Below are 13,702 nucleotides of genomic sequence, written 5' to 3' on the forward strand. Positions count from 1 at the left end.
AGACGAAGGGACATCGGGAACACATGAGCGCGTCAGGCGGCACCAAAGCGATCGTGGCGGCACTCGCCGCGAACCTCGCGATCGCGGTAGCGAAGTTCGTGGCGTTCCTCTTCAGCGGTTCGTCGTCGATGCTCGCCGAATCCGTGCACTCGCTCGCCGACTCGGGCAACCAGGGCCTGCTGCTCCTCGGCGGCAAGAAGGCCCAGCGCGAGGCGACCCCGCAACACCCCTTCGGCTACGGCCGCGAGCGGTACATCTACGCCTTCCTCGTCTCGATCGTCCTCTTCTCGGTCGGCGGCATGTTCGCGATCTACGAGGGCTACGAGAAGATCAAGCACCCGCACGAGATCACCCACTGGTACTGGCCGGTGGGCGTCCTCGTCTTCGCCATCATCGCCGAGACCTTCTCCTTCCGGACCGCCATCAAGGAGTCCAACACGATCCGCGGTAAGCAGTCCTGGAAGGAGTTCGTGCGCCACGCCAAGGCCCCCGAGCTGCCGGTCGTGCTCCTTGAGGACCTCGGCGCGCTCGTCGGTCTGGTCCTCGCGCTCATCGGCGTGGGCCTGGCCCTGGGCACGGGCGACGGCGTCTGGGACGGCATCGGCACCCTCTGCATCGGCATCCTGTTGATCGCCATCGCGATCGTCCTGGCCGCCGAGACCAAGTCGCTGCTCCTGGGCGAGGCCGCCGGCGTCGAGGACGTCAGGAAGATCGAGGCCGCGCTCGTCGACGGCGACACGGTCCCCGCCATCATCCACATGCGTACGCTCCACCTCGGCCCCGAGGAACTGCTGGTCGCGGCCAAGATCGCCGTCCGGCACGACGAGACGGCCACCGAGGTCGCCGCCGCGATCGACGCCGCCGAGTCCCGCATCCGCGAGGCCGTCCCGATCGCCCGCGTCATCTACCTCGAACCCGACATCTACAGCGAGACCGAGGCCGCGAAGGGCGCGGACCCCGAGGCCGCCCCCGGCGGCCCGGTACCCACCGCCGAACACTGACTTCCCGTACGGGGAAGGGCGCGTCCCCTTCCCCGTACGGAGCCTTCCTCGCACGTCGAAGGGCCCGCCGGATCGCTCGGCGGGCCCTTCGACGTACAAGTTGCCCCAACGGCCCCAACACCCAGGCCGTGAGCGCCGGTCCGCGTCCCTTGCGCGGCTAGCGGATCTCGCGCAGCACGTCGAGAACCGCAGCCTCGTCGGGAGCCGTCGTCAGCCGCTCCCGGAACCCGGTGTCCATCAACTTCCGGGACAGCAGCGCCAGGATCCGCAGATGCTCGTCCCCGGCGGCGGCCTCGGGCACGGAGATCATGAAGACCAGCTTCGCCTTCGTACCGTCGAGCGAACCCCACTCGACGCCCTCCGCGGACCGCGCGAACCCGACGACGGGCGCCGTCACGGCATCGGTCTTGGCATGCGGGATGGCGATCTCCTCGCCGAGCCCGGTCGTGCCCTGCTCCTCGCGTCGCAGAGCCGCCGCCACCAACTCCTCGACGTCCGTGACCTTCCCGGTGGCGGCCAGCAGTCCGGCCATCTCCCGGATCGCGGACTCCTTGTCACCGGAATCGAGCCGGACCTTGACGGTCTGGGCGGTGAGATACCCGGAGAGGACTTCGTCCTCCGAGGCACCGGCGGACGCATCCTCGGACGCGTCGGCGGATCGGTCTGCGGACGTGTCGCGGGAGGCGTCGGCCGCGGAGCCGGTGGATGCCGGAGCCGATGACGTCCGCTGGGCGGGAGCGTGCGCGGTGGCCGTCCCGCCGCCGGTGCCCACGCCCACGCCCGCGCCCGCGAGGGCGAGTTCGGGCTGCGGCGCGAGCCCGTCGACCATCGACCGGCCCCGCCGCCTGCGCTCACTGACATCGATGAGCGCGACCGTCGTCAGGGCCGTCACCACGGTCCCGATCACCACGGCCACGAAGAACATGGGTACGCCGCTGACGGCGCCCAGCACCGCCACGATCGGCCCGCCGTGCGGCACCGCGTCCTCGACCCCGGCCAGACCCGCGAGCGCACCGGCCACCGCGCCGCCCAGCATGTTGGCGGGGATGACCTGCGCCGGCCGTGCGGCGGCGAACGGAATGGCGCCCTCGGATATCCCGAACAGCCCCATGAACAGCGAGGCGAGACCCGTCTCGCGCTCCTGCTCGGTGTAGAGCCGCTTCCGGATCAGCGTGGCGAGCCCCTGCCCGAGCGGCATCACCGGGATCGCGGCCGCGCACATGCCCATGACCTCCTGGTTGCCGGTCGCGATGAGCCCCGCACCGAACAGGAACGCCGTCTTGTTGACCGGCCCGCCCATGTCGAACGCGATCATCAGCCCCAGGATCGCGCCGAGCAGCACCGCGCTGGTCCCGGTCATCCCGCCGAGCCAGTCCGTCAGATGCTCGAAGACCCAGGAGATGGGCTTGCCGATCACGTAGATGAAGAACAGCCCGAGCGCCGTCGTCGCCACGATCGGGATCACGATGATCGGCATGATCGGCCGGACGAACTTCGGGACCTCGACCTTCTTGATCCACAGCACCAGATAGCCGGCGAGGAACCCGGTCACGATCGCCCCGATGAAGCCCGCGCCCGCCTCGGAGTCGTACAGCGAACCGGTGTTGGCGATCCACCCGCCGACCATGCCCGGTACCAGCGCGGGCCGGTCCCCGATCGCGTACGCGATATAACCGGACAGGATCGGCACCATCAGCTGGAACCCGATGACGCCGATGTTGTTGACGTCCATCCAGAAGGAGCCCTTCGGGATGACCAGGCCACCGGACGGATCGGTGTGCCCGCCGAGCGACAGCGAGATCGCGATCAGCAGCCCGCCGACCACGACGAACGGGATCATGTAGCTGACGCCGTTCATCAGCGCCTTGTACCCGACGCTCCGCTCCTTGCCGCCTCCGCCTCCGCCACTGCCGGCGGACGAGGACGTACTGGTCCCGCCTCCAACCCCGCTGTGCACGGGCGCGGTCCGTACCTGCTCGATCAGCCGCTCGGGGTGGTGGATTCCCTCGGCGACGCCGACCGTCACCACCCGCTTCCCGGCGAACCGGCTCAGGTCCACATCCTTGTCGGCGGCGATGATCACGCCGTCCGCGGTTCTGACATCGTTGTCAGCGAGTACGTTTTCGGCCCCGATCGAGCCCTGGGTCTCCACCTTGATGTCGACGCCGAGCTGCTCCGCCGCCTGCGAGAGCTTCTCGGCCGCCATGTAGGTGTGGGCAATGCCGGTCGGGCAGGCGGTCACCGCGAGCAGCTTCAACCGCTGCCGCTCGCCGCTGCTGCCGCCGCCCGTGGGGGGAAGGCCGGCCGGACTGGTCACGTCGATCTCCTAACGCCTTTGTTGTGGGGGATCGCGATCCGCGAGCTGGTGCACATGGTCCCGATCCCCGGCATCCTGCAACAGACCCCTGCACAGGACCAAAAGTTCAAAAGTCCCGGATTGTCCAGGCTTGTTGGCCCCTGATCCCGGCCCGGCGGAGGCTCGGAGTCCGCTTCTTTCTGTCCGGAGGCGGACTGGGGTTCGCTGAGCCGATCGGTGTAGATTCGTAACCGAGCCAGACGTCGCTGCTGATGGCGGTCGGGCGGCCCCGTACGGGCCGACCGAGGGAGAGAGGGCCTCCGACGGACTGCGCTGCGCAAGGCACCGGGCATTCGTGTGCCCCGTGGACGCACGTCCTGCCCGCCGCCGCGCAGACCAGCCCAACCGACCTCGCCCAACCCGAGGAGCAGCTCGCATGACCACTGTCGACAACCGACAGGACTTCAAGGTCGCCGACCTTTCCCTGGCCGACTTCGGTCGCAAGGAGATCACCCTCGCCGAGCACGAGATGCCCGGCCTGATGTCGATCCGCAAGGAGTTCGCCGCCTCCCAGCCGCTGGCCGGCGCCCGCATCATGGGCTCGCTGCACATGACCGTGCAGACCGCCGTCCTGATCGAGACCCTGGTCGCCCTGGGCGCCGAGGTCCGCTGGGTGTCCTGCAACATCTTCTCCACCCAGGACCACGCGGCAGCCGCCATCGCCGTCGGCCCGAACGGCACGCCCGACAACCCTCAGGGCATCCCGGTCTTCGCCTGGAAGGGCGAGACGCTGGAGGAGTACTGGTGGTGCACGGAGCAGGCGCTGACCTGGCCGAACACCCCCACCGGCGGCCCGAACATGATCCTGGACGACGGCGGTGACGCCACCATGCTCGTCCACAAGGGCGTCGAGTACGAGAAGGCCGGCAAGGTCCCGTCCCTCGACACCGCCGAGTCCGACGAGCACCGCGTCGTCCTGGGGCTCCTGACCCGGACGATCTCGAACGGCTCGCAGAAGTGGACCCAGGTCGCCTCGGAGATCCGCGGCGTGACCGAGGAGACCACCACCGGCGTCCACCGCCTGTACGAGATGCACCGTGACGGCACCCTCCTGTTCCCGGCGATCAACGTGAACGACGCCGTCACCAAGTCGAAGTTCGACAACAAGTACGGCTGCCGCCACTCGCTGATCGACGGCATCAACCGCGCCACCGACGTCCTCATCGGCGGCAAGACCGCGGTCGTCCTCGGCTACGGAGACGTGGGCAAGGGCTGCGCGGAGTCCCTGCGCGGCCAGGGCGCCCGCGTGATCGTCACCGAGATCGACCCGATCTGCGCACTGCAGGCGGCGATGGACGGCTACCAGGTCACGACGCTCGACGAGGTCGTCGACAAGGCCGACATCTTCATCACCACGACCGGCAACAAGGACATCATCATGGCCTCGGACATGGCCAAGATGAAGCACCAGGCGATCGTGGGCAACATCGGCCACTTCGACAACGAGATCGACATGGCCGGCCTCGCGCAGATCCCGGGCATCGTCAAGGACGAGGTCAAGCCGCAGGTCCACACCTGGAAGTTCCCCGACGGCAAGGTGCTCATCGTCCTCTCCGAGGGCCGCCTGTTGAACCTGGGCAACGCGACCGGCCACCCGTCGTTCGTGATGTCCAACTCGTTCGCGGACCAGACCCTGGCCCAGATCGAGCTGTTCACCAAGCCCGAGGAGTACCCGACCGACGTCTACGTGCTGCCCAAGCACCTCGACGAGAAGGTCGCCCGCCTCCACCTCGACGCGCTCGGCGTGAAGCTCACGACGCTCCGCCCGGAGCAGGCGAGCTACATCGGCGTAGAGGTCGAGGGCCCGTACAAGTCGGACCACTACCGCTACTGAGCAGCCGAACCCGGCGCGCTCACCCAACGGTTGTCAGCAGGCCCCCGTCGTCACCGGCGGGGGCCTGCCCCCTACGAGGACCCGAGCCACCATGCCCCGCGGCCGATATTCGCTCCATGACCCGCACGACCACACCCCCCTCGCCGAAGAACACTTCCACTGCGCGCCCGGCCCCTCCGGCTGGCGCTACGTCTCCCAACTGACCGCCCCCTCCGGCGACCCTGCCGGTTCCGTCGACCTCGCACTCGACGACCTCGGCCGCCCCATCCGCCTCGAACTCCACGCCTCGGGCTGGCAGGTCCGCGGTGCCGCCCTGGATGGCGTCACCTGGGTCCGCACCGACCCCACGGGAGCCCACGCCACCGAAGGCAATGTCCGCGCCCACGCCTTCACCGGCACATCCCCCGCGTTCCTCATCGCCACCGCACGTCTGCTGCGCCTCACCCCCGATGCCTCCGCCACGCGTGTACGCCTCGTCGCCTTCACGGACCCGGTCCTCGCCCCGCGCACCCTGGACCAGTCCTGGGCCCTGATCACGAGAGAAACACACGCCACTGACAACGGTCCCCTGACCGTGGAGGAATACCAGGTCACAGCCCTGGACACCGGTGAGCAGCACGCCGTGCACCTCTCCGGCGACGTGATCCTCTCCGCGCCCGGCATCGAGCTGGAGGACCTGGAATCCCCGCCCTCGGTGTTTGCCTGACGAAGGTGCTGGGGAAGCCGGGGAGCTACGCGGGTGGGGCGAACCCGGTGGCGGGACGCTCGGCGCCGGCGTCCTGCGGGGTCGGTGCCGGGGCGGGGGCCGGTGCCGGAGCCGAGTGGGCGGAGGACGGCGAAGCCGGTGGGGCCGGGTAGGACGGGTAAGCCGAGTACGCCGATTCCGGCGAAGGCACCGTCCCGTACGGCGTCACGGGCCTGCTCGTACCTGGCGTACTCGGTGTGCCTGGCGCCCCGGCCATCTGCCCACCCGCGGCAGGACCAGCAGCCCCGCCACTGAACGCCCGCCGGGCCTCCCGGGCCTGCCGCTCCTGCACCACGGCCGCCAGATACGCCGCCGGCGGCACTCCCTGCGGCGCCGGAGCCCCGGTGCGCTCCGCGACATCGGCGGCGAGCCGTTCCGCCATCGCCCAGCCGACCTGCGGATCCAACTGCTGCATCCGCGTCAGGTACTGCCGCACAGCCAGCCACAGCGCATCCGGAACCCCGGACAGATCAAGGCCGGAGAACCGCCCCGCAAGCCAAGGCGGCGGCGGAGGCACGAAGGCCGTACGCCCGGCGGGAATCCGTTCCCGTACGACCAGAGTCCCCGCGAACACATCACCGAGCCGCCGTCCCCGCGCGGACACCAGCGAGGCGATGCACGCCACGACCCCGAACGTCATCAGGATCTCGATCACACCGACGGCCCCACGCACCAGCGCGTGCCGGAACCGGATCGGCCCGCCGTCGTCCCGCACCACCCGCAGCCCGCACGCCAGCTTCCCCAGCGACCGCCCATGACTGAGCGTCTCCACGGCGATCGGCCCGCCCACCAGCAGAAGAATGAACGCGGCGATCGAGACCGCCATCTGCGCCGCCTCGTCGAGCGCGGCCGTGGACGCCACCAGGGCAATGGTCACCGCGACATAGGCGGCCACCGCCACCGCCAGGTCGAGCACCACGGCCAGCACCCGGCTCGGCAGCTTCGCGGGGCGAAGCTCCAGCGCCACCGCCTCGCCCGTCACAAGCTCACTCACGCCCGCCGTCCTTCCCCGAACTGCCCCGAGGACAGCCAGTCTGCCAAGCTGAGGGCACATCGCGCCGCAGTGCGACAAGCTGACCACACGACGAGCAGCCGAGGAGCAGCCAACCCGATGGACCTCGACGTCTTCGTGTCCGCCCACCGAGCCGAATGGGACCGGCTCGACGCACTCCTCGGACGCCAAAGGCGCCTCACCGGCGCGGAGGCCGACGAACTCGTCGCCCTCTACCAGCGCACGGCGACACACCTCTCCCTGATCCAGTCGAGCGCCCCGGACCCCCAGCTGACCGGCCGCCTCAGTCAACTCGTGGCACGCGCGCGTAGTGCCGTGACAGGCACCCGCCGTGCCTCCTGGCGCGATGTGACCCGCTTCCTCACGCACGGTTTTCCCGCCGCGGTCTACCGCTCACGCCACTGGTGGGTCCCCACCGCGCTGCTCTCCACGGCGGTCGCCGTCCTCCTGGGGTGGTGGATCGGCACCCACCCGGAGGTCCAGTCCTCGATCGCGGCCCCGAGCGACCTGCGGGAGCTCACCCGCCCCGGCGGCGAGTACGAGACCTACTACTCGAGCCATCCGGCGACGTCCTTCGCCGCCCAGGTGTGGACGAACAACGCCCAGGCCGCCGCGATGTGCCTGGTACTCGGCGCCTTCCTCTGCCTGCCGGTCGTCTGGATCCTCTTCCAGAACATGCTCAACGTGGGCGTGGGCATCGGCCTGATGTCCTCGGCGGGCCGCCTCGACACCTTCCTGGGCCTGATCCTCCCGCACGGCCTCCTGGAACTGACCGCCGTCTTCGTGGCGGCCGGTACGGGACTACGCCTCGGGTGGACCGTCATCGACCCTGGCCCCCGAAGCCGCCGCTCCGCCCTCGCCGAGGAGGGCCGAGCCGCCCTGGGCATGGCGATAGGCCTGGCCCTGGTCCTGTTCGTCTCGGGTGCCATCGAAGGCTTCGTCACCCCGTCCGGCCTCCCGACCTGGGCCCGCATCGGCATCGGCATAGCCGCCGAACTGTTCTTCCTCGCGTACGTCTACATCCTGGGCGGTCGCGCGGCGCGGGCCGGCGAGACGGGCGACGTCGAGGAAGCCGAACGCAGCGCCTCCGTACCGACCGCCGCCTGATGTGCAGGCACGTCTGCTGAGCTGCTACTCTCCTCTTCGCCCCACAAAACCGTTGACACGGGACGTGTGGGGAGGTAGATTTGAACAGTTGCCTAGAACTGGACAAGTCCGGCGGCGACGGTTTAGCATCTGTCAGCTTCCTGGAATTCGGTTCCGGTGAAGCACCTTCCCGAATAAATCAGGAACGAGTGGCCGGTCAGGCCGGTCAAAAACTTCTGATAAAGTCGGACTCGCCGAAAGAAAGCCGCAAGGCAATCGAATAGGCAAAGGCCTTCCAACTGGCCACCGGAAATGAATTCCGACCGGAAACGGAACGGAAAACGGATCTGGTAAGGTTGGAAACACGAAGGGAAGCCCGGAGGAAAGCCCGAGAGGGTGAGTACGAAGGAAGCGTCCGTTCCTTGAGAACTCAACAGCGTGCCAAAAATCAACGCCAGATATGTTGATACCCCGTCCACCATGTCATGTGGTGGGTGGAGGTTCCTTTGAAAAAGTCCTGCCGGGCATTTTGTTTCGGCAGGCGCACAGCGAGGACGTTGTGAACAGTCGGGCTTATTCCGCCCGGTTGTTCCGCTCTCGTGGTGTTACGCCGGATTACCGGCAGACATTCACGGAGAGTTTGATCCTGGCTCAGGACGAACGCTGGCGGCGTGCTTAACACATGCAAGTCGAACGATGAAGCCCTTCGGGGTGGATTAGTGGCGAACGGGTGAGTAACACGTGGGCAATCTGCCCTTCACTCTGGGACAAGCCCTGGAAACGGGGTCTAATACCGGATAACACTCCTACAGGCATCTGTGGGGGTTGAAAGCTCCGGCGGTGAAGGATGAGCCCGCGGCCTATCAGCTTGTTGGTGAGGTAGAAGCTCACCAAGGCGACGACGGGTAGCCGGCCTGAGAGGGCGACCGGCCACACTGGGACTGAGACACGGCCCAGACTCCTACGGGAGGCAGCAGTGGGGAATATTGCACAATGGGCGAAAGCCTGATGCAGCGACGCCGCGTGAGGGATGACGGCCTTCGGGTTGTAAACCTCTTTCAGCAGGGAAGAAGCGAAAGTGACGGTACCTGCAGAAGAAGCGCCGGCTAACTACGTGCCAGCAGCCGCGGTAATACGTAGGGCGCAAGCGTTGTCCGGAATTATTGGGCGTAAAGAGCTCGTAGGCGGTCTGTCACGTCGGATGTGAAAGCCCGGGGCTTAACCCCGGGTCTGCATTCGATACGGGCAGACTAGAGTGTGGTAGGGGAGATCGGAATTCCTGGTGTAGCGGTGAAATGCGCAGATATCAGGAGGAACACCGGTGGCGAAGGCGGATCTCTGGGCCATTACTGACGCTGAGGAGCGAAAGCGTGGGGAGCGAACAGGATTAGATACCCTGGTAGTCCACGCCGTAAACGGTGGGAACTAGGTGTTGGCGACATTCCACGTCGTCGGTGCCGCAGCTAACGCATTAAGTTCCCCGCCTGGGGAGTACGGCCGCAAGGCTAAAACTCAAAGGAATTGACGGGGGCCCGCACAAGCAGCGGAGCATGTGGCTTAATTCGACGCAACGCGAAGAACCTTACCAAGGCTTGACATCGCCCGGAAAGCATCAGAGATGGTGCCCCCCTTGTGGTCGGGTGACAGGTGGTGCATGGCTGTCGTCAGCTCGTGTCGTGAGATGTTGGGTTAAGTCCCGCAACGAGCGCAACCCTTGTTCTGTGTTGCCAGCACGTCCCTTCGGGGATGGTGGGGACTCACAGGAGACTGCCGGGGTCAACTCGGAGGAAGGTGGGGACGACGTCAAGTCATCATGCCCCTTATGTCTTGGGCTGCACACGTGCTACAATGGCAGGTACAATGAGCTGCGATGTCGCAAGGCGGAGCGAATCTCAAAAAGCCTGTCTCAGTTCGGATTGGGGTCTGCAACTCGACCCCATGAAGTCGGAGTTGCTAGTAATCGCAGATCAGCATTGCTGCGGTGAATACGTTCCCGGGCCTTGTACACACCGCCCGTCACGTCACGAAAGTCGGTAACACCCGAAGCCGGTGGCCCAACCCCCTTGTGGGGAGGGAGCTGTCGAAGGTGGGACTGGCGATTGGGACGAAGTCGTAACAAGGTAGCCGTACCGGAAGGTGCGGCTGGATCACCTCCTTTCTAAGGAGCACTTCTTGGCTGACAGGCTCTGCCTGCCGGTCCAGAGGCCAGTACATCGGCGAATGTCTGATGCTGGTTGCTCATGGGTGGAACGTTGATTATTCGGCACTCTCAGTCATCTCGGGCTGCAAGTACTGTCCTTCGGGGCGTGGAAAGCTGATCACGGGTGGCGAGGGTGTTGGGCACGCTGTTGGGTGTCTGAAGGTATGGCCGCAAGGTCTGTCTTCAGTGCCGGCCCCAGTGAACTCGCCCGTAAAGGGGTGGGGTGGTGGGTGGTTGGTCGTTGTTTGAGAACTGCACAGTGGACGCGAGCATCTGTGGCCAAGTTTTTAAGGGCGCACGGTGGATGCCTTGGTACCAGGAACCGATGAAGGACGTGGGAGGCCACGATAGTCCCCGGGGAGCCGTCAACCAGGCTTTGATCCGGGGGTTTCCGAATGGGGAAACCCGGCAGTCGTCATGGGCTGTCACCCACATCTGAACACATAGGGTGTGTGGAGGGAACGCGGGGAAGTGAAACATCTCAGTACCCGCAGGAAGAGAAAACAACCGTGATTCCGGGAGTAGTGGCGAGCGAAACCGGATGAGGCCAAACCGTATACGTGTGAGACCCGGCAGGGGTTGCGTGTACGGGGTTGTGGGATCTCTCTTTCACAGTCTGCCGGCTGTGAGACGAGTCAGAAACCGTTGGTGTAGGCGAAGGACATGCGAAAGGTCCGGCGTAGAGGGTAAGACCCCCGTAGTCGAAACATCAACGGCTCGTTTGAGAGACACCCAAGTAGCACGGGGCCCGAGAAATCCCGTGTGAATCTGGCGGGACCACCCGCTAAGCCTAAATATTCCCTGGTGACCGATAGCGGATAGTACCGTGAGGGAATGGTGAAAAGTACCGCGGGAGCGGAGTGAAATAGTACCTGAAACCGTGTGCCTACAAGCCGTGGGAGCGTCGCTGTATGTGCTTGCACATACAGTCGTGACTGCGTGCCTTTTGAAGAATGAGCCTGCGAGTTTGCGGTGTGTTGCGAGGTTAACCCGTGTGGGGAAGCCGTAGCGAAAGCGAGTCCGAACAGGGCGGTTTAGTAGCGCGCTCAAGACCCGAAGCGGAGTGATCTAGCCATGGGCAGGTTGAAGCGGCTGTAAGAGGTCGTGGAGGACCGAACCCACCAGGGTTGAAAACCTGGGGGATGACCTGTGGTTAGGGGTGAAAGGCCAATCAAACTCCGTGATAGCTGGTTCTCCCCGAAATGCATTTAGGTGCAGCGTCGTGTGTTTCTTGCCGGAGGTAGAGCACTGGATAGGCGATGGGCCCTACCGGGTTACTGACCTTAGCCAAACTCCGAATGCCGGTAAGTGAGAGCACGGCAGTGAGACTGTGGGGGATAAGCTCCATGGTCGAGAGGGAAACAGCCCAGAGCATCGACTAAGGCCCCTAAGCGTACGCTAAGTGGGAAAGGATGTGGAGTCGCAGAGACAACCAGGAGGTTGGCTTAGAAGCAGCCACCCTTGAAAGAGTGCGTAATAGCTCACTGGTCTAGTGATTCCGCGCCGACAATGTAGCGGGGCTCAAGCGTACCGCCGAAGTCGTGTCATTTCAGCATATAGGGCCAACGCCCGCTGGGATGGGTAGGGGAGCGTCGTGTGCCGGGTGAAGCCGCAGCGGAAGCTAGTGGTGGACGGTTCACGAGTGAGAATGCAGGCATGAGTAGCGATACACACGTGAGAAACGTGTGCGCCGATTGACTAAGGGTTCCTGGGTCAAGCTGATCTGCCCAGGGTAAGTCGGGACCTAAGGCGAGGCCGACAGGCGTAGTCGATGGATAACCGGTTGATATTCCGGTACCCGCTGTGAAGCGTCAAACATTGAACCAGGCGATGCTAAGTCCGTGAAGCCGCCCTGGAGCCTTCGGGCAAAGGGGAGTGGTGGAGCCGACGGACCAGACCTGTAGTAGGTGAGTGATGGGGTGACGCAGGAAGGTAGTCCAGCCCGGGCGGTGGTTGTCCCGGGGTAAGGGTGTAGCCCGTGTGATAGGTAAATCCGTCGCACATTAAGGGTGAGACCTGATGCCGAGCCGATTGTGGTGAAGTGGATGATCCTATGCTGTCGAGAAAAGCCTCTAGCGAGTTTCATGGCGGCCCGTACCCTAAACCGACTCAGGTGGTCAGGTAGAGAATACCGAGGCGTTCGGGTGAACTATGGTTAAGGAACTCGGCAAAATGCCCCCGTAACTTCGGGAGAAGGGGGGCCATCACTGGTGATCGGATTTACTCCGTGAGCTGGGGGTGGCCGCAGAGACCAGCGAGAAGCGACTGTTTACTAAAAACACAGGTCCGTGCGAAGCCGTAAGGCGATGTATACGGACTGACGCCTGCCCGGTGCTGGAACGTTAAGGGGACCGGTTAGTGCACTTTCGGGTGTGCGAAGCTGAGAACTTAAGCGCCAGTAAACGGCGGTGGTAACTATAACCATCCTAAGGTAGCGAAATTCCTTGTCGGGTAAGTTCCGACCTGCACGAATGGCGTAACGACTTCTCGACTGTCTCAACCATAGGCCCGGTGAAATTGCACTACGAGTAAAGATGCTCGTTTCGCGCAGCAGGACGGAAAGACCCCGGGACCTTTACTACAGTTTGATATTGGTGTTCGGTTCGGCTTGTGTAGGATAGCTGGGAGACTGTGAAGCGGGCACGCCAGTGTCTGTGGAGTCGTCGTTGAAATACCAGTCTGGTCGTGCTGGATGTCTAACCTGGGTCCGTGATCCGGATCAGGGACAGTGTCTGATGGGTAGTTTAACTGGGGCGGTTGCCTCCTAAAGAGTAACGGAGGCGCCCAAAGGTTCCCTCAGCCTGGTTGGCAATCAGGTGTTGAGTGTAAGTGCACAAGGGAGCTTGACTGTGAGACCGACGGGTCGAGCAGGGACGAAAGTCGGGACTAGTGATCCGGCGGTGGCTTGTGGAAGCGCCGTCGCTCAACGGATAAAAGGTACCCCGGGGATAACAGGCTGATCTTCCCCAAGAGTCCATATCGACGGGATGGTTTGGCACCTCGATGTCGGCTCGTCGCATCCTGGGGCTGGAGTCGGTCCCAAGGGTTGGGCTGTTCGCCCATTAAAGCGGTACGCGAGCTGGGTTTAGAACGTCGTGAGACAGTTCGGTCCCTATCCGCTGTGCGCGTAGGAATATTGAGAAGGGCTGTCCCTAGTACGAGAGGACCGGGACGGACGAACCTCTGGTGTGCCAGTTGTCCTGCCAAGGGCATGGCTGGTTGGCTACGTTCGGGAGGGATAACCGCTGAAAGCATCTAAGCGGGAAGCCTGCTTCGAGATGAGTATTCCCACCAACTAGATTGGTTAAGGCTCCCAGTAGACGACTGGGTTGATAGGCCGGATGTGGAAGCCCCGTAAGGGGTGAAGCTGACTGGTACTAATAGGCCGAGGGCTTGTCCTCAGTTGCTCGCGTCCACTGTGTTGGTTCTGAAACCACGAACAACCGTCGTAGCCAAGGCCACGGCTCC

6 protein-coding genes and 2 rRNA genes are annotated in these 13,702 nt (G+C 64.6%); 6 read left to right on the forward strand and 2 right to left on the reverse strand.

Annotation, left to right across the window (positions count from 1 at the left end; translation table 11 throughout):
- The first annotated feature begins 23 nt into the window (after positions 1-23).
- On the forward strand, positions 24-1,001 hold the full coding sequence (locus QF035_RS31705) for a cation diffusion facilitator family transporter (protein WP_307523860.1): 978 nt from the start codon (positions 24-26) through the stop codon (positions 999-1,001).
- A gap of 157 nt (positions 1,002-1,158) precedes the next feature.
- Here the strand turns inward: QF035_RS31705 and QF035_RS31710 are convergent, their stop codons facing one another.
- Positions 1,159-3,318, reverse strand: coding sequence for a fructose-specific PTS transporter subunit EIIC (locus QF035_RS31710; RefSeq protein WP_307523861.1), 2,160 nt, complete (start codon positions 3,316-3,318; stop codon positions 1,159-1,161).
- A gap of 415 nt (positions 3,319-3,733) precedes the next feature.
- On the opposite strand from QF035_RS31710, the gene ahcY reads away from it, so the two are divergent.
- Entirely contained in the window at positions 3,734-5,191 is a 1,458-nt protein-coding gene (ahcY, locus tag QF035_RS31715) for an adenosylhomocysteinase (RefSeq protein WP_143642772.1), read from the forward strand.
- A gap of 91 nt (positions 5,192-5,282) precedes the next feature.
- Positions 5,283-5,897 (forward strand): hypothetical protein, encoded by a 615-nt coding sequence (locus QF035_RS31720; RefSeq protein WP_055618236.1) that lies wholly within the window; start codon positions 5,283-5,285, stop codon positions 5,895-5,897.
- A 25-nt stretch (positions 5,898-5,922) separates the two neighbouring features.
- Here QF035_RS31720 and QF035_RS31725 read toward each other — a convergent pair whose 3' ends face one another.
- A complete protein-coding gene (locus QF035_RS31725; RefSeq protein WP_307523862.1) occupies positions 5,923-6,930 on the reverse strand; it encodes an RDD family protein in 1,008 nt (335 codons plus the stop codon).
- Positions 6,931-7,047: 117 nt separating this feature from the next.
- On the opposite strand from QF035_RS31725, the gene QF035_RS31730 reads away from it, so the two are divergent.
- From QF035_RS31730 to QF035_RS31740, 3 genes are all read left to right on the forward strand, one after another.
- Positions 7,048-8,055, forward strand: coding sequence for a stage II sporulation protein M (locus tag QF035_RS31730; protein WP_307523863.1), 1,008 nt, complete (start codon positions 7,048-7,050; stop codon positions 8,053-8,055).
- 607 nt (positions 8,056-8,662) lie between these two features.
- Positions 8,663-10,192: ribosomal RNA gene (locus QF035_RS31735) — 16S ribosomal RNA — on the forward strand.
- A gap of 319 nt (positions 10,193-10,511) precedes the next feature.
- Positions 10,512-13,635: ribosomal RNA gene (locus tag QF035_RS31740) — 23S ribosomal RNA — on the forward strand.
- The 16S and 23S rRNA genes sit together here, the layout of an rRNA operon.
- Positions 13,636-13,702 lie beyond the last annotated feature (67 nt).

It is taken from the genome of Streptomyces umbrinus, from assembly GCF_030817415.1.
Taxonomy (GTDB): domain Bacteria; phylum Actinomycetota; class Actinomycetes; order Streptomycetales; family Streptomycetaceae; genus Streptomyces; species Streptomyces umbrinus_A.

Bases quoted from the DNA above. Each gene is read 5' to 3' on its own strand.
- QF035_RS31705 (WP_307523860.1), top strand. From the start codon at position 24: ATGAGCGCGTCAGGCGGCACCAAAGCGATCGTGGCGGCACTCGCCGCG.
- ahcY (WP_143642772.1), top strand. From the start codon at position 3,734: ATGACCACTGTCGACAACCGACAGGACTTCAAGGTCGCCGACCTTTCC.
- QF035_RS31720 (WP_055618236.1), top strand. From the start codon at position 5,283: ATGCCCCGCGGCCGATATTCGCTCCATGACCCGCACGACCACACCCCC.
- QF035_RS31730 (WP_307523863.1), top strand. From the start codon at position 7,048: ATGGACCTCGACGTCTTCGTGTCCGCCCACCGAGCCGAATGGGACCGG.